General features: G+C 47.1%; 19 protein-coding genes. 3 read left to right on the top strand and 16 right to left on the bottom strand.

Features of this window, described 5'->3' with window-relative positions:
- Nucleotides 1–92 precede the first annotated feature (92 nt).
- Both ABIA61_RS13500 and ABIA61_RS13495 read right to left on the bottom strand, forming a co-directional pair.
- Entirely contained in the window at nucleotides 93–1,109 is a 1,017-nt protein-coding gene (locus tag ABIA61_RS13500; protein ID WP_404520048.1) for a protoglobin domain-containing protein, read from the bottom strand.
- Between the two features lie 307 nt (nucleotides 1,110–1,416).
- Nucleotides 1,417–3,312, bottom strand: coding sequence for a PrkA family serine protein kinase (locus ABIA61_RS13495; RefSeq protein ID WP_404580834.1), 1,896 nt, complete (start codon nucleotides 3,310–3,312; stop codon nucleotides 1,417–1,419).
- A gap of 283 nt (nucleotides 3,313–3,595) precedes the next feature.
- Between ABIA61_RS13495 and ABIA61_RS13490 the strand changes: the two genes are divergently transcribed.
- Complete coding sequence (locus ABIA61_RS13490; RefSeq protein WP_404580833.1) at nucleotides 3,596–4,426, top strand: DUF2161 domain-containing phosphodiesterase; 831 nt, start codon at nucleotides 3,596–3,598, stop codon at nucleotides 4,424–4,426.
- A gap of 120 nt (nucleotides 4,427–4,546) precedes the next feature.
- Here the strand turns inward: ABIA61_RS13490 and ABIA61_RS13485 are convergent, their stop codons facing one another.
- Nucleotides 4,547–5,800: an aminotransferase-like domain-containing protein gene (locus ABIA61_RS13485; protein ID WP_404580832.1), complete on the bottom strand. Its 1,254-nt coding sequence runs from the start codon at nucleotides 5,798–5,800 to the stop codon at nucleotides 4,547–4,549.
- Between the two features lie 51 nt (nucleotides 5,801–5,851).
- The gene (locus tag ABIA61_RS13480; protein ID WP_044647442.1) at nucleotides 5,852–6,508 is read right to left on the bottom strand and encodes a response regulator transcription factor; all 657 of its coding nucleotides are present in this window, start codon (nucleotides 6,506–6,508) and stop codon (nucleotides 5,852–5,854) included.
- 284 nt (nucleotides 6,509–6,792) lie between these two features.
- Between ABIA61_RS13480 and ABIA61_RS13475 the strand changes: the two genes are divergently transcribed.
- Nucleotides 6,793–7,200: a hypothetical protein gene (locus ABIA61_RS13475; protein ID WP_404520044.1), complete on the top strand. Its 408-nt coding sequence runs from the start codon at nucleotides 6,793–6,795 to the stop codon at nucleotides 7,198–7,200.
- On the top strand, nucleotides 7,197–8,264 hold the full coding sequence (locus ABIA61_RS13470) for a phosphodiester glycosidase family protein (protein WP_404520042.1): 1,068 nt from the start codon (nucleotides 7,197–7,199) through the stop codon (nucleotides 8,262–8,264). The genes ABIA61_RS13475 and ABIA61_RS13470 overlap by 4 nt, the downstream gene beginning before the upstream one ends.
- 98 nt (nucleotides 8,265–8,362) lie before the next feature.
- Here the strand turns inward: ABIA61_RS13470 and ABIA61_RS13465 are convergent, their stop codons facing one another.
- The 12 genes from ABIA61_RS13465 to ABIA61_RS13410 all read right to left on the bottom strand — a co-directional run bounded on the left by ABIA61_RS13465 (nucleotide 8,363) and on the right by ABIA61_RS13410 (nucleotide 21,148).
- Entirely contained in the window at nucleotides 8,363–8,608 is a 246-nt protein-coding gene (locus tag ABIA61_RS13465) for an AbrB/MazE/SpoVT family DNA-binding domain-containing protein (RefSeq protein WP_014280616.1), read from the bottom strand.
- 372 nt (nucleotides 8,609–8,980) lie between these two features.
- Nucleotides 8,981–9,445 (bottom strand): tRNA (uridine(34)/cytosine(34)/5-carboxymethylaminomethyluridine(34)-2'-O)-methyltransferase TrmL, encoded by a 465-nt coding sequence (trmL, locus tag ABIA61_RS13460; RefSeq protein WP_283655253.1) that lies wholly within the window; start codon nucleotides 9,443–9,445, stop codon nucleotides 8,981–8,983.
- 201 nt (nucleotides 9,446–9,646) lie between these two features.
- Nucleotides 9,647–10,738, bottom strand: a complete 1,092-nt coding sequence (gene serC, locus ABIA61_RS13455; protein ID WP_283655252.1) for a 3-phosphoserine/phosphohydroxythreonine transaminase — start codon at nucleotides 10,736–10,738, stop codon at nucleotides 9,647–9,649.
- 321 nt (nucleotides 10,739–11,059) lie between these two features.
- Entirely contained in the window at nucleotides 11,060–12,484 is a 1,425-nt protein-coding gene (gene glnA / locus ABIA61_RS13450; RefSeq protein ID WP_044647439.1) for a type I glutamate--ammonia ligase, read from the bottom strand.
- 271 nt (nucleotides 12,485–12,755) lie between these two features.
- Entirely contained in the window at nucleotides 12,756–13,793 is a 1,038-nt protein-coding gene (aroF, locus tag ABIA61_RS13445; RefSeq protein WP_025682268.1) for a 3-deoxy-7-phosphoheptulonate synthase, read from the bottom strand.
- A 268-nt stretch (nucleotides 13,794–14,061) separates the two neighbouring features.
- On the bottom strand, nucleotides 14,062–15,018 hold the full coding sequence (locus ABIA61_RS13440; RefSeq protein WP_044647438.1) for a 4-hydroxy-3-methylbut-2-enyl diphosphate reductase: 957 nt from the start codon (nucleotides 15,016–15,018) through the stop codon (nucleotides 14,062–14,064).
- Between the two features lie 110 nt (nucleotides 15,019–15,128).
- On the bottom strand, nucleotides 15,129–16,607 hold the full coding sequence (locus ABIA61_RS13435; protein ID WP_283655251.1) for a sensor histidine kinase: 1,479 nt from the start codon (nucleotides 16,605–16,607) through the stop codon (nucleotides 15,129–15,131).
- 2 nt (nucleotides 16,608–16,609) lie between these two features.
- Nucleotides 16,610–17,299 carry a response regulator transcription factor gene (locus ABIA61_RS13430; RefSeq protein ID WP_404580831.1) on the bottom strand — a complete coding sequence of 230 codons (690 nt, stop codon included), beginning with the start codon at nucleotides 17,297–17,299 and terminating at the stop codon, nucleotides 16,610–16,612.
- A gap of 147 nt (nucleotides 17,300–17,446) precedes the next feature.
- Nucleotides 17,447–19,042 (bottom strand): S1C family serine protease, encoded by a 1,596-nt coding sequence (locus tag ABIA61_RS13425; protein WP_283655249.1) that lies wholly within the window; start codon nucleotides 19,040–19,042, stop codon nucleotides 17,447–17,449.
- A 195-nt stretch (nucleotides 19,043–19,237) separates the two neighbouring features.
- A complete protein-coding gene (locus ABIA61_RS13420) occupies nucleotides 19,238–19,546 on the bottom strand; it encodes a hypothetical protein (protein ID WP_283655248.1) in 309 nt (102 codons plus the stop codon).
- 83 nt (nucleotides 19,547–19,629) lie between these two features.
- Nucleotides 19,630–20,205, bottom strand: a complete 576-nt coding sequence (locus tag ABIA61_RS13415) for a 3D domain-containing protein (RefSeq protein ID WP_283655247.1) — start codon at nucleotides 20,203–20,205, stop codon at nucleotides 19,630–19,632.
- 61 nt (nucleotides 20,206–20,266) lie between these two features.
- Nucleotides 20,267–21,148: a putative sporulation protein YtxC gene (locus tag ABIA61_RS13410; RefSeq protein WP_044647432.1), complete on the bottom strand. Its 882-nt coding sequence runs from the start codon at nucleotides 21,146–21,148 to the stop codon at nucleotides 20,267–20,269.
- Between the last annotated feature and the right edge of the window lie 41 nt (nucleotides 21,149–21,189).

Below are 21,189 nucleotides of genomic sequence, written 5' to 3'. Positions count from 1 at the left end.
TGCGTTGATTGGACCGCCACGGAGGGAGAGCGCTATTTTCCCGTCATGCTCAAAGAAAGAACGTATCGATATCTAATTCTATCCTCTCACACCTACATCATTTCGCCGGGATGTTGAAGCGTTTCCAATTCTTTCACCATATTTTCGATCAGCTTTGTGAATGAAGCCAATTCCTCAGAACTGGAGGCCTGTTGTCGGGCGCTGGCTGTTGTGGCAGCCGTTTCGGATTGCACACTGTTCAACATATGGGCAATATCCAGTACCTTGCACTGGATTTGCTCCTGCGCCTGCTTGGAATTGGATGCCAGCTTGCGTACTTCCTGTGCCACAATCTGAAACCCGCGCCCTGCTTCCTGCGCATGTGCTGCTTCAATCGCCGCATTCAGCCCCAGCAAGTGTGTCTGATCCGACAGCTCGCGAATCGTGCCGCTCATCTGCTCAATATGCTTGATCTCATCGCCCAACTGCTGTACCAATTCTTCCGTATGTTCCTGCGAAGAGGCCGTTGTACGTGCACTATCTGCAATGTTACCTGTATTTTCACGTAATTCAGCAATCATACCGGTCAAATTTTGAGCAATTCGGGACACGACGGTTAATACTTGTGTCTGCTCATCGGCCAGCTCGTTAATTTGCTCCTTTTCCTTCTTCTGATAAGCTTCCAGCACAAGCTGCGAGTCCAGATTGAACATTTTGGAAAGAGCGTGAACAATCGGATACCAATCGTCGATCCCCGAATGCTTCAAAATATCTACTGCAATGTCCAAGTAAATTATGTATGTGCCCAAATAATAATCCGAGGACAGACCAATGCGGGAATGCACCTGACCTACAAAAAGACGGTGCTCTATAAATGGTTCATCTATTTTCCCATCTGCCAGAGAAAGCCAGTATTCTCGTTGTGTTTGCTTTAAGCGTTCAATATTGGACCATTTGGAGATAATCGACATGAGATGCGGGACCTTTTCCACATGATCATAAAATCGATCCACCACCTCATCCACAATAGATTGGAACAAACCCTGATGGAGATGCAATAAAGCCAAATCATCATCCGTGATTCCAATATATTGAATCTGTTTTAATCTACTTTCAGCTACATCAATCATAAGGTTCCTCCAAATAAATAGTTTACATCCATTTAACATTACCATATTTATCGGCGCATTTTTGGAAAATGTTATAAATTAGTGGATTCATTGTGACTTTTCACATATCCATGATGGACAAGCATCTGAAATAACTTCTTCATGATAAAAAAAGAATCCGGTAGCAAGTACTTGAAACTCCCAGTGCTTGCTACCGGATTCCTCATAGGTTACGCAGCCGATTGATATATCTGTTCAGCTACAACGCCGTCCATCACAACTCATTACTCCAGCCTATTGCTTTTGCTTACCTTAAGCTTACCGATTTTTATCGATTCAACAGACTTCCTACATACCTGAGCAAGTCGTTGGCACTGGCACCTGTATAACCGTGTTCCTCAATCAATCGCTTAATCACCTCATTCATGCGTTTGAGCTGATTAGCATCGGGTGTTTTGGTCGAGGTCGTAATTTTCACAATATCCTTCAAATCAGCGAACAGCTTTTTCTCAATCGCTTCTTTCAGCCGATCATGATGATGATATTCGAACTTGCGTCCCTTGCGTGAGTAAGCGGAAATCCGGATGAGAATTTCTTCGCGGAACGCCTTTTTCGCATTTTCCGATACCCCAATCTGCTCTTCGATCGAACGCATCAGCCGCTCATCCGGGTCGAGTTCCTCATCCGTAAGCGGGTCGCGGATTTTCACCCAATTGCAGAAAGCTTCGATGTTATCCAGATAGTTATCGAACAGCGTCTTGGCTGATTCCTCGAACGAGTACACAAAGGCTTTCTGGACTTCTTTTTTCGCCAGCTCGTCATACTCCTTACGGGCTACGGAAATGAAATTCAGATAACGCTCCCTTTCTTCCTTCGTAATAGAAGCATGCTGATCCAGACCATCCTTGATAGCTCGTAAAATATCCAGTGCATTGATGGATTCTACATTTTGCTTAATGAGCGCACTGGAAATGCGATTGATGACGTACCTTGGGTCTACCCCAGACATACCTTCCTCCAGAAACTCATTTTGCATTTCCTTCAGATCGGCTGTCTTGTAGCCTTCCACCTCTTCGCCATCATACATGCGCATCTTTTTGACCAGATCCATGCCCTGCTTCTTCGTCTCCTTCAGGCGGGTAAGCACGGAGAAAATAGCAGCCGTCCGCAGCGCATGAGGGGCGATGTGAATATGCTTCATGTCGCTTTGTCCAATGAGCTTGGCGTAAATTTTTTCTTCTTCCGAGACTTTAAGGTTGTAAGGAATTGGCATCACGATCATCCGCGATTGGAGGGCCTCGTTCTTTTTGTTCGAGATAAAGCTTTTATACTCCGACTCATTGGTATGGGCAACGATCAGCTCATCTGCACTGATTAACGCAAAACGTCCCGCTTTAAAATTCCCCTCCTGAGTCAGAGACAGCAAATTCCATAAAAACTTCTCATCGCATTTCAGCATCTCCTGAAACTCCATCAGTCCACGGTTGGCTTTGTTCAGTTCTCCGTCAAAACGATACGCGCGCGGATCGGATTCCGAGCCATACTCCGTAATCGTAGAAAAGTCGATGCTGCCCGTCAAATCAGCAATATCCTGTGACTTCGGATCCGAAGGACTGAACGTACCGATGCCGATCCGATTTTCTTCCGATATAAACACCCGCTCCACGCGGACCTTTTCAATATCTCCATCGAATTCTGTACGCAATCTCATCTGGCAGGCTGGGCACAGATTGCCTTCAATCCGCACCCCCAGCTCCTTCTCAAAATCCGGACGCAGCTCATGAGGAATGAGATGAAGCGGATCTTCGTGCATGGGGCAGCCTTCAATGGCGTATACCGCTCCCTGATCCGTCCTCGAAAATTTCTCCAGACCGCGTTTGAGCAAGGTGACCAGCGTGGATTTACCTCCACTGACGGGTCCCATCAAAAGTAGAATACGCTTGCGCACATCGAGCCGACGGGCTGAGGAATGGAAGTATTCCTCCACCAGCTTTTCAAGCGCACGGTCCAGCCCAAAAATCTCCTGCTCGAAAAATTTATATCGCTTATGTCCCCCAACCTCTTCTACACCAAAAGATTCAATCATCTTGTAAACCCGTGCATGAGCGGTCATCGCCGGCGTCGGGTCTTTCTTGAGTATCTCGATATACTCTCTAAAAGTGCCGCTCCAGGCCAGACGGTTGTTTTCCGCCCGGTACTCCGCAACGCGTTCAAAAATATTCATGCTCGGTTCCTCCCATGACTGCGTAATGACTATCCTCCACTCCGGATGGTTAATGGCTACACTCGTCCACGCCTTTCAGGATATGATGCAATCCTCTTAAAAAAAGTGTAATACATACCTATGCAGATTGATTTCAGAATTGACCTTTTTTTTGCGACAGGTTCCCTTGCTTTTTCGAAAAACAGAGAGATACACTGTGCTAAAATATACAACAACGACGCGGACCTGACGCATTATGGTACAATATAAACTCGGAATAATGGGATAAAGGAGCGGGAGAAGCATGGCGGTTCGGCATGAGACGGAGCTGTACGCTCCGATCAAAGCCTTTTTTGAGAGCTTGGGATACGAAATCAAGGGAGAAGTGCGTAACTGCGATTTGGTGGGTATAAAGCCAGAACAGCAGGAGCCACTGATTGTGGAGATTAAAAAGACGTTTAATCTGGCGCTTGTGCTGCAGGGCATGCAGCGTCTGAAGCTAAGCAGCAATGTGTATGTGGCGGTGGAACGAAACCGTGCGAAAAAAGGGGCTGTCAATCAGCGCTGGAACGAGCTGGTCGGACTGTGCCGCCAGTTGGGGCTGGGCTTGCTCACCGTCACCCATTATAAGACCAAGCCGCCGCTCGTAGAGGTACTTTGCAAGCCTGCGAGTACGAACGGTGGTGACCGCAAAACGGCGACAGCCCGCACCGGCTCGCGCAAGGAAAGGCTGCTGCGAGAGTTTCACGCACGCAGCGGCGACCACAACACTGGCGGCAGTACCCGACGCAAGCTGGTCACGGCCTACCGGGAAAAAGCGCTGCGCGTGGCCGCAGCCTTGCAGGGCCTGGGGGAAGCCGCACCGGCGCAGCTCGCCCGTACAGTAGCCGTCAGCGGGGCTGCAGCCGTTCTCCAGCGCAACTACTACGGCTGGTTCGAGCGCGTAGCCCGTGGCCGCTACAAGCTGACCCCGTTTGGCGAGGTTGCCCTGAGCGAATATGCGGCGGTACTGCAAGAGCAAGGCGCCGAAACGGCCGCTGGCAAGGCTGTAGAGCCTGATGACGGCGGCGGACAACAGCGAATCGCGGAAGCGCCAGCCGCGTACTCTGCCACTACGAATGCGGAGGATCTCTGAATATCCTGCCGCCTACTTCAGGCGCTCCGAATGCAGACGATCACTGAAAAGCCTACAGCTTACTTCTGACGCCGCGACTGCCGGAAGCTATGCCACAGCAAGCAGAGCATTCAGCCACAGCTAGCTTCGCGCAGTGAATTCACTGATCGTCTCACCGATCAAATTCATGCCCATGAGTAGCTGCTCGCGGCCCGGATGGCTGAAGTTCAGGCGGATATGGGACGCGCCTTCGCTGCCAACCGCGCACAACTCTCCTGGCATAAAGGCTACACCCTTGGGTAAGGCCGCCTTTAGCAGCAGTGCGCTGTCCAGCCCATCGGGCAACTGAACCCACACATACATGCCGCCGGACGGAATATGGTACGTCACATCTTTCCAAAATGGACGCTTGAGCAGCTCCAGAATTAATTGCAGACGTGTCGAGTACTCTTTGTTCAGCATGGCTAAATGCTCGTGCCATTGAAACCGCGAGCTGGTCAGCAACTGGAACAGGAGTCGCTGGTTCATCGTACTGGACTGCATATCGGCCAACTGCTTCAAAGCGTACATACCTTCGATCAACGGAGCGGGGCCTGCCGCCCATCCGGTTCTCAGTGCGGGCGCAACCGTTTTGTTGAATGAACCGATATATAGCACCTGACCACCCTGCCCCGCATGATCCAGCGCAAATAGCGAAGGATAGGCTTCTGCAAATTTCCGACTTTGCCCATGCTGGCTCTTGTCGCCGGATTCATTTTTTTGTTTAAAATGTAGCTCTCCGTAAGAATCGTCCTCCACGATCAGCACCTGATGGAGCCTGCACAGCTCCAAAATCTCCTGACGTCTTGCCGCGCTCCATAAGGAACCGGTCGGATTCGTAAACGTGGGTGTGGCGAAAAAAAGCTTGGGATGGTGGTGAATGATTAAGGCTTCAAGCTGATCGGGACGCACACCTTCTCCATCAGATTCAACGGGAACGATCTGCGCACCTTGCATTGAGAGCACTTGCAGACATCCGGGAGATGTCGGATTTTCGACTAACACAGGGTCGCGTTCATCCACCATCAGCCTTACAATCAGGTCAATGGCCTGCTGACTGCCTGTTGTCAGGAGAATCTGTCCTGGTGGCACTCTAACTCCTTTGCGCTGTTCCCACTCTCCTGCAAGCCACGCCCGCAAAGGAAAATAGCCCTCCGGTTCACCATACTGGAGGGCGTCAGGGCCAGAACCAAATACATCATGAGCCGCTTCTTCCAGCAGCTTCACTGGAAAGAGCTCTTGTGCAGGCAATTCTTCAGCCAAAGATATAAAGGAGTGTCTTCTCGCATTTTCCCGGATATGACGCACTGGAGAAGCCAACATTGCAGCGGTTCGTGAAGCAAAGGAATATTGCATGAACATCCTCCTTCTCCTGAAAAATAGGCTCACGACCTCCGGGTTGGCGCGTCAGGCATACAGCTGCTTCGCTTGACGCGCGTACAAGGCATAACGTTCAATCGCCTGCGCCCGGCTGGACACGCCCAATTTAGCATAAATTTTACGTAGATAATTATCAATGGAGCGCCGACTGACTTCGATCTCGATAGCAATTTTGTCATATGTAATTCCTTGCACAATACGTTCCATAATGAAAATTTCGGTCTGTGTCAATTCGTCGAAAGGTTCAGAAGCCATGAGCGGCATAAAAGGCCAATTTCCACAACGAATCCAATCCATCGGTAACGAAGCAAATCCTTCGCGCAAACCGTTGATCAGATGGATCAACTGGCTTGGTGACGCCTGTTTGGATAGCATTCCATTCGCTCCCAGCGAAATCAGCTGTTGGAACAGCGTAATATTATCCTCATCCGTCATAATAACAATATGGCTGTCTGGAGACAAGGCCCGTATTTGTGTTAGGAACGGTTCCGCCGTTCCCTCAGGCAACCTGTAATCCATTAAAATGATTTCCGGCCGAATGGAGCAAGCCAATTCCAGACCTTCCGTCCCGGAGGAGGACATCCCTCTGACAAGCAAATCCTGCTGGTCTTCCAAAATAAGCTTTGTTCCCAGCATACTTGTAGGATGGATGTCTATGATGACCACCTGCCATACTTTTCTCATATCTAAACCTCCTGATTTCACAAAAAATACATAAAAATACATAGTTAGCGAAAATGAATCTATAATTTGGGGTTGCATATGTAGAAATTGCGCAAATATGAACATATAAGAAGCGAAAATCGCTTAAGGAAATTGTATCCTAGGACTTCCTTCCGTTGCAATCTCTTTTTCCAAATAATTTTATGCATCTATTTCGCTTTTGCGAAATAAATAGGCCCATGATAGAATTGGAACTGCAAAATAAAGACTGGAAATTTGATTTTACACGGGAGTTGAAAAATCGCATGCAAGCTTCACCTGAACACCCTCCTGCCGAATCCCGGCGGGGCACTTCAAGAAAGGAGATGCCCGTAAAGGCTTTTCTGCTATTTTGGTTCCTGCTTATTATACTAGGTGCTCTCGCAACCTATCTGTACAGCAATCATTTGAAGCAGGAAATGTTGAACGAAATGCAAACCCATACGAACCAGCAGATTCAAGCGCTCAAAACCGACTATGAAAAACAGTTGGCTGCGCTTTCCAAGGAAGTTAACGGATTAGAGGGCAAAGTGCAGTCCTTCAATGAGCTGCTGACCTTTACCAAGGATAATGCAAACAATAAAACCGACAACAGCAATAAGCTTTACACCCAACTGAACGAAGTTAAGCAGCAGCTCAATACACTTCAGAAAAAAATGGACCTGCTGAAATGAATATGGATACAAAACAGGTAAATCGTTTCTTCATGTTGGCCCTTGCTCCTTTTATCGGTTTGTTGGGGTGTGTTTTGTTAATTCATCCCACATTTAGTTTTTCGGGGTCTACCGTCCCGAGTCTGCAAAAAGCCGAGGTCGTTCTACAAACGCAATCAGTAGGCAAGCAGCTTGATGAAGCCAAACAAACGGCAACATACACCTTGTCTACTATTCGCCGAACATCGGAACTGTACAAGCAAACAACCCAAACGATGAACCAGCTTGTCCAAACGGCCTCCACTCAATCCAAGCGTCCCGAAAAAATCTATAATCGACGCATCACCGCCAAGCTCGGGGTTCCCTATGAGCGGGTAGACAGCAACCGGATTACTATTGAATTGTTTAAGGTGAACCCGGGGATTTATCATGGCTATGCCATGAAGGTCAAGCTTAAAGATCCTGCCGCTATGAAAATGTCTCTGGGGAGCGACAAACTGGGCGGCTCCGAAACGACCATGCGTGCTGTCCTGAGACACGGAGCTGTCGCTGGTATTAATGCAGGCGGCTTTGCGGATGGAGACGGCAAACGCTATCCATTAAGCACTACCGTCATGAACGGCCATTACCTGACCGGTTTTCAGTCCAGTTTTAAGGATTTGTCCTTCGTCGGATTGAGCAACACCGGCAAGCTCATCGGTGGCAAGTTTTACAGTCAGGGCGCTCTGGACAGCCTAAAGCCTGCCTTTGGAGCTACCTTCGTTCCCGTACTGCTGCAAAGCGGCCAAAAGATGCCTATTCCGGATAAATGGAAGGTATCGCCCAAACGAGCGCCACGTACAGCCATCGGCAACTATAAAGATGATCAACTGCTCATTATTGTCGTAGACGGCTACAATGAAAGCGGGGGTTCAGGTGCAACACTGGAAGAAATACAGGGAAAAATGTACAATCTCGGCGTTCAGAATGCTTATAATCTGGACGGGGGAGGCTCCTCCTCACTCATCCTGAACGATCAGATCGTGAACAAGCCGTCGGATGGCAATCTGCGTCCGGTCCCTACTCATTTTTTGTTCTATAAATAGGAGTTTATCGTTTACAAGCATGTAAACTACGCTTGCTCCCTTATACTCTATAAGAAAAAAAGCATCACGAACAAATGTCGTGATGCTTTTGCCCCATTTTAGGAGTACTGTGTCATTTCCGTCAAGCATTGAGCACAAATATAACGATCTTTAAAATTGTTCACTTGCTCAACTGATCCGCAAAATACACATTTCGGACGATAACGCTCCAAAATAATATGGTCACCCTGAACCAAAATTTCGACAGGGTCTCCCTCATTCATTTGATATCTTTTGCGCAGTGATTTGGGCAACACTATTCTTCCCAGTTGATCAACTTTACGCACCACACCGGCAGGTTTCATCGTGATCGTACACCTCTCCTATTTCATTATGAATTGCAATTTTTTCCCTGCGAAAAACTAGGTACAAAGACACTATTCTTTATGTAGTATTCGCTGTCTTTTTGTCGAATCCTGCTGATCACAGGAAATTTTATTACATTTTTTCATAAAATCATGAACCATATCAAAGTATGGCACAGAATGTCTGTAATATTTTTATCGACCGAAATGTCCATTATCATTAGCTTTCTCTGAGGATTTTACAAATTACTGATTATAACCTTATTTTCAAGCCCTACGTCGGGTTTGTCTGAACAACAGAGGCGCGAGGCTTGATTAGCAACTAAGGTCCTGGTTCTTTATTCGCACTTATACCCACTCACTTGATATTATTCACGATAAACCTGGAAATTCCATTTGCCGCAGCGCTTCATATACGATAATTGCAGCGGAATTCGACAAATTTAGCGATCTTACTTTATCTGACATAGGCATCTTGATGCATGTATCCGGGTTGGCAGCCAGAAGCTCGGGAGGCAGCCCCTTCGTTTCTTTGCCAAATACCAGAAAGTCTCCATCCTGAAATGCAATATCACTATAACGCTGATTCGCTTTCGTGGTGGCATAAAAAAAGCGACCTTCCTGATACTTCTCCTGCACCTCAGCAAAAGATTCATGGTATTCAATGTGGACCGCATACCAGTAATCAAGTCCAGCACGTTTTAACGTGGCATCGTCGGTACGGAAGCCCAGCGGCTTTACCAGATGCAGATGTGTTCCTGTAGCAGCACACGTTCTAGCAATATTCCCTGTATTAGCCGGAATTTCCGGCTCAACAAGCACAATATGTAATGGCATCACGTTTCGTTCCCTTCATTTTTGAACTGAAAAAATTTACACATTCTATTATTTTAACAAAATCGGTGAGATATGAACATCAAACCAAAAAAATAATCGCTCCACACCACTAAAAGCCTTCCCCTATACACGTTCAGGGAAGGCTTTACTTCGTTTTTTCGATTTCCAACATTCGTGTATCGAAATATATGTCCGTTACAATCAGCTATGACGCTGCTTAAAGCTATCCATAAACTCGGCCAACGCTTGACAGTTCTCCAGTGGAACAGCATTGTAGATCGAAGCGCGGAGCCCTCCTACACTACGATGTCCCTTCAGACCGATGAAACCGGCCTGCTCAGACTCCTTAATAAATTGCTTTTCCAAGTCCTCATTTGCGAGGCGGAAGGTCACATTCATAATGGATCGGTCAGCGACGTCTACACAACCACGGTAGAAGCCTTCACTGCTGTCAATACGGTCGTAGAGCAAAGCAGCTTTCTGCTGGTTGATGCGTTCAATACCTTCCAGGCCGCCTTCTTCCTGAATCCATTTCAGTACCTCATTCACCATGTATATAGCAAAGGATGGAGGTGTATTGTAGAGAGAATTATTCTTTTCATAAGTGCTGTAACGCAGCATCGTAGGAACGTTGTCCGGTGAAGATGTCAACAGTTCTTCACGGGCGATCACGACCGTTACGCCGGAAGGTCCCAGATTTTTTTGTGCTCCAGCATAGATCAGTCCGAATTGAGTAGCATCAAACGGCTTGCAAAAAATATCACTGGACATGTCCACAATCAACGGCACAGAACCGGTATCCGGGAATTGCTTGAACTGTGTACCTTCAATCGTCTCGTTGGAGGTAATATGCACATAAGCAGTATTGTCAGGCAAGTCCAAAGAATCCACATTCGGAAGACGCATATACTTTTCATCAGCAGAGGATGCAGCAATGTGGGCTTTGCCCAAAAGCTTGGCTTCCTTATAAGCCTTGTCTGACCAGCTTCCTGTCATGATATAGCTTCCTGTCTGCCCTTCGCTCAAGAAATTTAAGGGCAGCATAGCAAATTGCGTACTAGCGCCTCCTTGCAGAAATAACACCTTGTAGCCTTCTGGATTGCCTAGCAGAGATAACAGACGTTCCTGCGCTTCATTATGAACAGATTCATACACAGCTCCACGGTGAGACATTTCCATAATGGACATACCTGTTCCCTGAAAATCTACGAATTCAGCTTGTACACGTTCCAGCACTTTGAGCGGCAATGCCGCTGGTCCTGCATTAAAATTATAGGCTCTCTTACTCAACAAATTCCCATCCCTTCTCTACTCTGGTGCGGATATTATCGCTATGATAGCAGTAATCATAGGAGCGTTCAAGACTTGTTAAAAAAAGTTGCCGATTTCATTTACGATGTGACAAAGATGTGAATGTAAGTATATTTAACATCTTAATTTTGTGGTATTTAATTTAATGTTAAAAGGTCCCCGGCTTAAAAACCGGAGACCTATCTTGAATACCAACCGTTACCCATAGGCAAATGGTTAGTATTCAAGGCAGCTATGCTGCTTGTTTTATTAACTAATGATTGTTATTTAAGAGCAACCATGCAGCTCATTTATTAACTGCTATTAGCAGTCGAAATACAGGCTGTATTCGTGCGGATGAACACGGATGTTAACCGATTTAGCTTCAGAACGTTTGAGCTCTACATAGTTATCAATAAAGTCCTTCGTAAATACGTCGCCTTCTGTCAAGAACTCGTAGTCAGCTTCCAGAGCATCCAAAGCCTCATCCAGCGAAGCAGGAACACTGCGGATTTTACCAATTTCAGCGTCAGACAGCTCATAGATGTTCGTATCAAGTGGACCATATCCCAATTCGATCGGGTTCAGTTTGCGCTTGATGCCATCCAGACCCGCCATCAGCATTGCAGAGAAGGCCAGGTAAGGGTTAGCTGTGGAGTCTGGTGTACGGAACTCGATCCGACAGCCTTTAGGCGTAACAGCCGCTACTGGAATACGGACAGCCGCAGAACGGTTACCTTTGGAGAATACCAGGTTAACTGGAGCTTCATAGCCTGGAACGAGACGCTTGAACGAGTTCGTACTTGGGTTCGTCAAAGCGATCAGCGCTGGTGCATGGTACAGGATACCGCCAATGTAATGAAGGGCCAGTTCGCTCAGGTTAGCGTAAGCACCTTTTTCGTAGAACAAAGGAGTGTCTCCATCGAAAATGGATTGGTGAACGTGCATACCGCTTCCGTTGTCTCCAAAGAGTGGTTTTGGCATAAATGTTGCCACTTTACCGTATTGACGAGCTGTGTTGTGTACAATGTATTTATAAACAAGCAGATTATCAGCTGTTTTCTTGAGTGTATCAAAACGGAAGTTAATTTCCGCCTGGCCTGCCGTAGCAACCTCATGGTGATGGCGCTCAATTCTCAGACCTGCTTCTTCAAGCAAACGGCACATTTCACTACGGATGTCTTGTTGGGTGTCTACTGGCGCTACAGGCACATATCCGCCCTTCACTCCCACTTTAAAGCCCAGATTGCCGCCCTCTTCCTTGCGATTCGTATTCCAAGCTGCTTCTTCGGAATCTACAAAGAAGGAGGAGCTGTTCATACTGCTTCCATAGCGCACTTCGTCAAAAATGAAAAATTCGGATTCAGGTGCAAAGTTAACTTTTGTACCTACACCAGCAGTTTTCAGGAATTCTTCTGCTTTTCTTGCAATGCCGCGAGGATCGCGGTCGTATTTTTCGCCGTCTGGCGTAGCAATGTCACACAGAATATTCAGTGTAGGATGCTGAGTGAAAGGGTCGATAAAAACCGCTTCCGCATCGGGCAGCATAACCATGTCGGATTCCTCGATGCCACGATAGCCGGGAATGGAAGAACCGTCGAAAGCAACACCGTTAACAAATGTTTCTTCATCTACTTCGGAAGCTGGCAACGAAATATGGTGAGCACGGCCGGACAAATCTACAAAGCGAAAATCTACCCACTCAATATTATTTTCCTGAATTGTTTTTAATACATTTTCAACGGACATGTCTTCTTCCTCCCAATTTTCCGAACATTAAGTCTTATACAACCCTGAAATGTTCATGATCGAATGTTTTTTTCTGTCGTCATTATAAATCTCAAACATGACACGGGTCAATAGCTATGTAAGGTATTTTTTAAACTAATGTTAGATATGCTTACGCTCTTGATAACATTTGAATAGCACAAAAAGCCCGAAACATCGGGCTTTTGGGGCGATTTTAATCAAATGACTGCGTTGCGGCAAAACTTTTATGCATTAATGTTAAGTATTGGTTTTAAGAAATGGTACTAGGCGTATGAAATGTTTTTCCTACAGCTGGAGCCAGCAATTCCAAATCTTTCAGCAAATCTGAAAATTGATCCGGGAACAGGGATTGTACACCATCACCCGTCATCGAATTGTCGGGGTCCGTGTGCATTTCAATAATTAACCCGTCTGCTCCGGCAGCCACCGAAGCCTTCGTCATAGGAACAACCAGCTCACGGCGCCCTGTGCCATGGCTCGGGTCGGAAATAACCGGCAAATGGCTCAGTTGTTGCAGAACAGGAATAGCTGACAGGTCCAGCGTATTTCTAGTGTAGGTTTCAAATGTCCGGATTCCGCGCTCACACAGCATAACATTCGGGTTACCGCCCGCCAAAATATACTCGGCAGCATTCAGGAACTCATCGTAAGTCGAACTGAAACCACGTTTGAGCAGCACTGGTTTGCCGCAGGTTCCCAGCTTGCGCAACAGATCAAAATTTTGCATGTTACGTGTACCTACTTGCAAAATATCCGCATACTCCGCACAGATATCCACGTATTCGGGTGTCATAACCTCTGTGATGGTCAGCAGGTCATGCTTCTTGCCCGCCTCGGCCATCATGATCAAACCTTCTACACCCGTTCCTTGGAAGCTGTAAGGACCCGTACGCGGCTTAAAAGCACCTCCACGGAGAACTTGTGCGCCCGCAGCTTTAACCAATGCAGCGATTTCGTCAATCTGCGCAGCAGACTCAACGGCGCATGGTCCACCCATAATAACAAGCTCGCCTCCGCCGATATTCACACCTTTGATAGAGATGACGGTATTTTCGGGATGAAAATCACGGCTCGCCAATTTGTAAGACTTCGATATTTTGACTACATTCTCTACGCCCTTCATTTGGCGCAGGTGTTCAGCCAACTTGGGCTCTACACTGCCGATCAGCCCGATAATCGTACGATCCGATCCATGGGAAACATGAGCCTGCAAACCTTCTTTTTCAATAACTGCAACAATAGCCTGGATATGTTCTTCAGGTGTTTGGACACCAGCGATAACGATCATATTTTTCTTCCTCTCTATTAAACATATTTAATGGACCATTTACAGATGACATTATATCACTTAAACGCTTGTTCGCTTTTAAGCTTTTATTCGTTAAAGTAAATATACCTGTTTTGCCTGTACTCGTCAAGACTTAATTATCCTGAATACTGGCCTGCAATTTCGATCCTCGTGATGCCGATTTAGTCCGGGTGGGTCTAGCGTCCAATTCAAAAAAAGCTGCTATCCGGGAGTCCCTTTCCGAATAGCAGCCATGATCTGTTACAAATTATTTAGTCGTTTTTGACTTTTCACGCACAGGGGGTAGCAGCTTCTTCATATCAATCGTCCGCTGAATCTCCCATGTATCCGGGTTAGCCGGATCATATTGCTCCAGGTACAAAATAACCTCTTTCGTAATCAACGTAGGCGTAGAAGCTCCAGAGGTCACTGCTACCTTGTGAACGCCCTCCAGCCATTCCCGCTTCAGCTCTGTTACATCGGAAATACGGTAAGCTGTTGTACCCGCAATTTCCTCAGACACCTGAGCCAATCGGTTTGAATTGTTACTGCGCGGATCGCCAACGACAATCACCAGATCCGCCTGTCCGGCTTGCTCCGCTACCGCTTCCTGACGCACTTGAGTGGCCAGACAGATTTCATTGTGTATTTCGGCACCCGGGAACTTCTCCAGCAGCTTTTTCATAATGTGCTTGATGTCCCACTGACTCATAGTCGTCTGATTCGTGATCAGGATTTTGCCCGCAGACAATGTAAGGCTGTCGATCTCCTCTTCCTTCTCGATCAGATGAACATGGTCGGGAGCAATGCCGATAGCTCCCTCCGGCTCGGGATGATTCTTTTTGCCGATATAAATAATCTGATATCCCTCGGCAGACTTCTCCCGAATCAGATCATGGGTCTTCGTGACGTCCGGGCAAGTTGCATCAACCGTAGTCAGCCCCTTATCGCGAGCCAGCTTGCGAACCTCAGGGGATACACCATGGGCGGTGAAAATAACGGTACCACTCTCCACCTGGCTTAAAATCTCCATACGGTTAGGGCCGTCCAGTGTAATAATTCCCTCATCCTCGAAGGAATTTGTGACATGACTGTTATGCACAATCATGCCTAGTATATAAATAGGCCGAGGTAAATCCAAGTTTCTGGCCGCCTGACGAGCCAATACCATGGCATCGACTACGCCGTAGCAGTAACCCCGGGGCGAAATTCTGAGCACTTCCAAAAATAGCACCCGCTTTCTTCGACACAGTATACAGCTCCAAAAACTGGGTAGCTGCGGCATCCAAGCCTTTACCGGCCAATTCTATGATGTAGTTGCCTTCCTATTATAGCCTATTCCAAAGGCGCGGAAAAGCTGACCGGAAGCCAGATGATAAATGTCGTCCCTTCCCCTTGGCGTGTAACCACTTCCACGGACCCGTGATGCTCATCTATAATCCACTTGGCAATGGACAAACCCAAGCCAATTCCCTCCGTCACCCCGCGCGACTCATCCGCCCGATAAAAGCGGTCAAAAATAAAGGGAACCTCACTCTTGTCCATCCCGATGCCTGTATCACTAATCCGCAGACCTACCTGTCCCTGATAGACGATAGCATCAAACCGGACCATACCTTCAGGTGTATATTTGAACGCATTATCTATGAAAATGAACAGCATTTGCTGCAAATAATCCTTACTGCCATCCATATAAACGCCATTCAGTATCGAAAAGTCACCCACATTCCATTCGGACGTCCGCTCCAAAAATTGAGCACGCCGGGCAACCTCACTTACGAGTGGTTCCAGCGCCACCGGGGCCTTCTCGAAGGTTTTCCCTGTATCTGCTCTGGCGAGCGACAGCATATCGCCAACCAGACGGCTCATCCGTTTTCCTTCATCCGCCATATCACTCAGGGCCTCCATAGAGAGTTCACGAATCATCGCTTCATCCATATCGGGTCGGTCTCCCGGCTCGGTAGTCCACATTTTAAGCAAAAAATCAACGTTGCCTCGGATTGTCGTAAGCGGCGTACGCAGTTCATGGGAAGCATCGGCTACAAAGCGGCGCTGGGCTCCATAAGCATCCTCCAACTCCTTATAAAAAACCTCCGTACGCCCCAGCATCTTGTTAACCGTCGCGATCAGTTGCCCAATTTCATCTGGCGGTCCATCATATTCAATGCGAACACTCAAATCATTACTGGACTGAATCTGATTAGCCCCTTCGATCACCTTGACCAGCGGCTTCATGGACTTGCGGGCTAAAAAGAGGCCTGAGGTCGCAGCGGCGAGTAAAGCAAATAACGAACCGTATACAAGCACACTTTGCAGCCTGTTCATAAGCCGATCCTGAGAGCCTGTAAATTGCCCCACCTGTAACAGTCCAACCACTAATCCCAGTTCCTCAGATTTGATCGGTTGCTGATAAATCATAAAGGAATCCCCATCCACACTTACACGTCGAATTCCCTCATTTTGAACCGCTCCTGCCGCTGTGGATGGAACCGGAAAGGTAATATCGAGATTTTTCATATTTTGCGTCGTCTTGGTGACACCGGATGTATAATTATAAATTTGTACATATAGCTGTGATTCATCAATTCCACGACCCTGCACCAAGCCCAAATCCAGATTGGGGACCTCAAACAGTCCTCCTTTGACGGTAAGCAGTAACTGCTTGTTAATACGTGGCGTCTGGTTCATAAGCTGACTTTTCACTTCATTATATGTGTAATAATATACCAGTCCGTAAATAGCCAGTCCAAACATAACAAGTACTATAGCCAAGATGCTGGAATACCAAGCTGTCAGTCGCCAACGAATAGGCATAATTACACATCACCTCTTAAAATATAACCCGCTCCCCGAATCGTACGAATGAGCCGTTTGCCGCCATCCTGCTCCGTTTTTTGTCGGAGCATGGCAATATACACTTCTAGCACGTTTGACTCTCCGCTGTAGTCATAACCCCAAATTTTGTCCATAATCAGATCACGAGACAGAACGCGCTTCGGGTTTTGCATAAACAAGTGGAGCAGTTCAAATTCCTTTGCCGTCAGCTCCAGCCGCTTGCCGCCGCGAACCACTTCACGCGATTCGTTATCCAGCTGTAAATCTTCGAAGGTCAGTCGATGTCCATTATGATCCTGCTGCTCGGTTTTACGGCGCAGAAGCGCCCGCACACGAGCCAGTAGCTCCTCCAGAGCAAACGGCTTGACGAGATAGTCGTCTGCACCCAGATCCAGTCCCTTGACCCGGTTCTCCACCTCGTCCTTGGCTGTAAGCATCAGAACGGGCACCGTACTTCCTCCCTCCCGCATGCGACGGCATACCTCAAAACCATCCAGTTGAGGCATCATCACATCCAGCACGACAACGTCTGGCTCAGCTGTAAGCATTTTATTCAATCCCTCTGCGCCGTTGACAGCCGTCATCACTTCATAGCCCTCGAAGGCCAGCCCTCTGCGCAGCATGGACACAATTTTTTCATCGTCATCAATAATCAGAACGGTAGAACGCATACACCATCGAGCTCCTTTATTATCTTCTTTTCACTCTATTGTAGCAGGAGTAGACGCGTGTAGCATCTTGCTGCCGCATACAGCAAGAAACGGAAGGTAGCTTCCTTCCGCTTCTTTTCACATTTTTCACTTTTAAGAATGATTGAATTACTGTTGAAGAGTCGAGCTAAAGTCGTTCTTGTTACCCACTTTTAACTGGACATCCTTTTTCTGTCCTGCCCGTTCAATGTTAAGCGTCAGTGCTGTACCCACTTTTTGCTTTTGAATGAAATCGATCAGCTCCTGTGATGTGCTGTAAGGAGTACCATTAGCTCCGATAATCACATCATAAGGACGCAGATCCGCCTGATAAGCTGGTGATTTGTAGATAATATCCCGCACCACTGAGCCTTCAGTCAGGGTTGTCCCCAATTCCTTGGCTACTTCGGGACTCAGATTCAACAGACTTGCGCCAATGAAAGGAACGGGTTCTTTCGGAATAGGCTGATTGTTTTTCAGCTTGTCGACGACTTCCAAAATCGTATTGGACGGAATCGCAAACCCGATTCCCTGTGCGTCAGCACTGACAGCTACGTTCATGCCGATAACCTGTCCTTGCAGGTTCAACAGAGGGCCACCAGAGTTCCCCGGGTTAATGGACGCATCGGTCTGAATTAAATGTTTATATTGAGTAGGTTTTCCCGTAGACTCACTGTTAATGGTAATCGTACGTTCCTTCGCACTCAACACCCCGGCTGTTACCGAATGCTCGAAGCCTTCAGGGTTACCGATGGCTACCATCCACTCACCGACTTTAGCATTTTCGGAGTTGCCTAACGTTACCGTCGGGAAGTTATCCTTGCCTTCAATTTTCAGCACAGCCAGATCCAGGTCTGCATTTTTGCCCAGCACTTTGGCTTCATAAGGCTTATTGGTTCCCTCTACCGTGACCTGGACCACATTCGCGCCTTCAACAACGTGATTGTTCGTCAGGATGTAGCCCGTTTTATCGAAAATAAAGCCGGAACCAATACCAAGCGGAGTCAGTTGTCCGCTGTTGCTGCCTTCATTTTCATTGCTGCTGCCGTTGTTTCCGCTATTACCACTGTCTCCATACTGATTACCGAAAAAATATTGATATAGCGGGTCATTATAATAAGGACTGCTTTGTCTGCCACTGCTACTAGATTGCTTAGCCAGTGTTTCAATTTTGACGACTGCCGGACCCGCTTTGGCCACAACGGATTGAACGTCTGCAGTGCCGGAAGGCATCACAGCCGGAACTGCGTTAGGTAACTGACTCGTCGTTCCCGAATTAGTCGTTTCTCCGCTTTCAGCTGCCGCCGAAGTCAACGCCGTCTCAGGAGTGAACATATTCGTGCGGTCGGCCGTGTACATCAGAACCGTAATAACCAGCATCCCGGCCAAAAAGGATAGGAAAATCGTCTTTACCTGGGACTTGGGTTTATTTTGTTTAAATTGCCAGTTACCACCGTTCCGACCCGAGCCGTCTTGTTGTTGTTCAGCCCCGGCACGATGGTAAGAGGAAGGAAGAGGCCTTACCGCCTGCGGTGGCGTAATCTCAACGTCCTTCTCTACAAGCTTCCCATCCTTGCGTTGTCCATCTGATTGAACCGAAGAAAAGGGACCGTACGAATAGTAATATGAGGAACCGTTTGAATCATTTTGCCGGGTTGTTTTATCGGATTCAACCTGATCGTTGTCATCCCGGCGTCCGGAATTATTATTTTTAAATTCGTCCATTGTATATCTCCTCCCAAACCCTATGCTTCAAGGTGGTGTTGTTTAGCTGACTTTATTTTGCACTTTAAACCTTAATTCCACCTTAAAAACAATTAAAAAGGAGATAAAACCTTTTACTCCATGATAGCTTACGCCTTGTTCAAACACAAAATGCCCCGGATATGAATCCGGAGCATTGTCAATCGTATATGCTTTTTATTTCGTGTTAAAGTTTTCGTCGAATTTTTCGTTCGGTGTTTGAGCATTGTTTTGAACTTTGCTGCGGCTGGAGTTTTGTACCTTTTGTGCGACAGAGCTTGTGCCGCCTTGATCTGCTGCGAATTCTTCGCTATATTTCTCATTTGGTGTCTGGTAGTTGTCCTGAATTTTATTTTGCTCGGACTTTTTCACCTTTTGAGAAACGACACCTACCGAGTTGTCTTGGGCAAATTCCGCTTTGTACTGACTTCCTGCGTTTGCCTTGTTACCTTGATTTGTGTACGAACTTCCGCCTTGATTTGCCATAATTCTCAACCTCCCAGTATGTTTTCGGGATAAGCTTATCCCGCAACATAGTATGTGAAGTCAGGAAGGACAATATACACGAATTATATGGAATCATCCAGCGTAGCGGCCGGAATGGATTTGTGCGTCTCGATCACCCTTTGGAGCGAATTCAGCATCTTCTCCGTACATTTTCCGCTTCCTTTTCTAATAATTTGCACATCCACTTCTTTCTTGCCCCACTCGGAATACACCTGCCGGGTAGTTTTGAAATACAGGTCGATTTTATTGCCTTTGATCGCTGATCCCGTATCTGCCACAATGCCGTAGCCGTAACCTGGAATGTACAAAATGCTGCCCAAAGGAAATGTTTTGGGATCGGCCGCAATCGTGGACAGTGTGTTTTTGTCACGACGCACTTTAACACCGGAATACGTAATACCGTAACCCGGATGACTTGGCCGCTTGCCAGTGGATTCATAGCCTGCTGTATATCCTGTTGCCGTGACCGTCATGGTCGTAATCACCGGCTCCTTCCGTGGAGCCAAAACAGGCGTTGACTGCCCTTTTTTATGCTGGACCGGCTCTTTGTGACCATAAACCTCATTGCCGGGCAATACCAGACAAGTGGTGGTTAACACGGTTCCCAAAATCCGTTTCCATACCAACATGGATCTCATAAAAAACCTCCCCTTGAGGCAAAGGCTTTCCAGAAATCCGTTGGTTTATACGAGCACTTGATTATTTTTGAACATCCTGCCCGGGATAGAGCCTGCTGAGCTTCATTTTATCTTCAAAAATATGCAGGAGCGTCCGCACAATAGGGGTGTGCTCGTCGTCTGTGTGTAATATAATGGAAGCAGGCGAAATCGAAATGAGTGTACTGACGATCCTGTCCTCAACCTCCATTTCCAGTTCAACCCCTGGCATTTCCACAATAATGTCATCTCCTTCAGGTGTCGGTATCGGCACCATGGAGCTATCGAGGATGGTAAAATCATGCCCACCCTGATGAAGCACATGCACTAGTGGAACTTTACTTTCCTGGAAAAACACAAAATATTTGAGCAATCCCATAAATTCTTCATACTGCCGATCCGCCCAAAACTCTTCCATGGCATAGTCGACGATTTCCTCAAGCTCTTTTTTGTATGTGTTCAACCTGAATTGAATAAGCCCTTCCAGATTAATCACGCGCAGCTCCATAAAATCCTTTTCCAGTAAGGCCGCCAGTTTGCCGTGACGCTTCATACGCCCTCTTGAGCCATCATCCTTTAACAAAGAACGCACCATGCTGCGAATCTGCTCCGTATCCTCTTCCTCCAGTAGCGAACAGGCTTTAGCGAGGATCAGATTGAGCATCCCCCATTCCTTCACTTCGATAATATAATCCGCTATTGCGGAAGCCATGATGCTGTATACACAGGGGAGAAAGCTTTCAAACGCTGGATTGCTCTCTGTACCCTTGCAGGTCCATGCCACTTTGTTTTCCAGTTGTCTGAAAGTGAATCGAAATCCGCGCCGTGACATATGTAGTCCTTTGTTTCTACTCTTGACCACCTGATAAAAACGGTCGCTTTCCTGATTCCCGTCTGTATGGGTCCACACTGTAAACAGTTCCATTGGCTCACTCCTTTCGATCACTGATTACAGTATATGGCGGG

This window comes from Paenibacillus sp. RC21 (assembly GCF_044907935.1).
GTDB classification, from domain to species: Bacteria; Bacillota; Bacilli; order Paenibacillales; family Paenibacillaceae; genus Paenibacillus; species Paenibacillus terrae_A.
This window is presented reverse-complemented; position numbering and strand designations above follow the sequence as displayed.

Excerpts from the sequence above, each read along its gene's own strand:
- trmL (WP_283655253.1), bottom strand. The coding sequence starts at position 9,445 with ATGCCATTACATATTGTGCTTGTTGAGCCGGAAATTCCGGCTAATACA.
- ABIA61_RS13425 (WP_283655249.1), bottom strand. The coding sequence starts at position 19,042 with ATGGACGAATTTAAAAATAATAATTCCGGACGCCGGGATGACAACGAT.
- ABIA61_RS13465 (WP_014280616.1), bottom strand. The coding sequence starts at position 8,608 with ATGAAACCTGCCGGTGTGGTGCGTAAAGTTGATCAACTGGGAAGAATA.
- ABIA61_RS13485 (WP_404580832.1), bottom strand. The coding sequence starts at position 5,800 with ATGCAATATTCCTTTGCTTCACGAACCGCTGCAATGTTGGCTTCTCCA.
- ABIA61_RS13490 (WP_404580833.1), top strand. The coding sequence starts at position 3,596 with ATGGCGGTTCGGCATGAGACGGAGCTGTACGCTCCGATCAAAGCCTTT.
- ABIA61_RS13420 (WP_283655248.1), bottom strand. The coding sequence starts at position 19,546 with ATGGCAAATCAAGGCGGAAGTTCGTACACAAATCAAGGTAACAAGGCA.
- ABIA61_RS13410 (WP_044647432.1), bottom strand. The coding sequence starts at position 21,148 with ATGGAACTGTTTACAGTGTGGACCCATACAGACGGGAATCAGGAAAGC.
- ABIA61_RS13475 (WP_404520044.1), top strand. The coding sequence starts at position 6,793 with ATGCAAGCTTCACCTGAACACCCTCCTGCCGAATCCCGGCGGGGCACT.
- ABIA61_RS13435 (WP_283655251.1), bottom strand. The coding sequence starts at position 16,607 with ATGCCTATTCGTTGGCGACTGACAGCTTGGTATTCCAGCATCTTGGCT.
- ABIA61_RS13495 (WP_404580834.1), bottom strand. The coding sequence starts at position 3,312 with ATGAATATTTTTGAACGCGTTGCGGAGTACCGGGCGGAAAACAACCGT.
- aroF (WP_025682268.1), bottom strand. The coding sequence starts at position 13,793 with ATGATCGTTATCGCTGGTGTCCAAACACCTGAAGAACATATCCAGGCT.
- ABIA61_RS13480 (WP_044647442.1), bottom strand. The coding sequence starts at position 6,508 with ATGAGAAAAGTATGGCAGGTGGTCATCATAGACATCCATCCTACAAGT.
- ABIA61_RS13415 (WP_283655247.1), bottom strand. The coding sequence starts at position 20,205 with ATGAGATCCATGTTGGTATGGAAACGGATTTTGGGAACCGTGTTAACC.
- glnA (WP_044647439.1), bottom strand. The coding sequence starts at position 12,484 with ATGTCCGTTGAAAATGTATTAAAAACAATTCAGGAAAATAATATTGAG.
- ABIA61_RS13500 (WP_404520048.1), bottom strand. The coding sequence starts at position 1,109 with ATGATTGATGTAGCTGAAAGTAGATTAAAACAGATTCAATATATTGGA.
- ABIA61_RS13470 (WP_404520042.1), top strand. The coding sequence starts at position 7,197 with ATGAATATGGATACAAAACAGGTAAATCGTTTCTTCATGTTGGCCCTT.
- ABIA61_RS13430 (WP_404580831.1), bottom strand. The coding sequence starts at position 17,299 with ATGCGTTCTACCGTTCTGATTATTGATGACGATGAAAAAATTGTGTCC.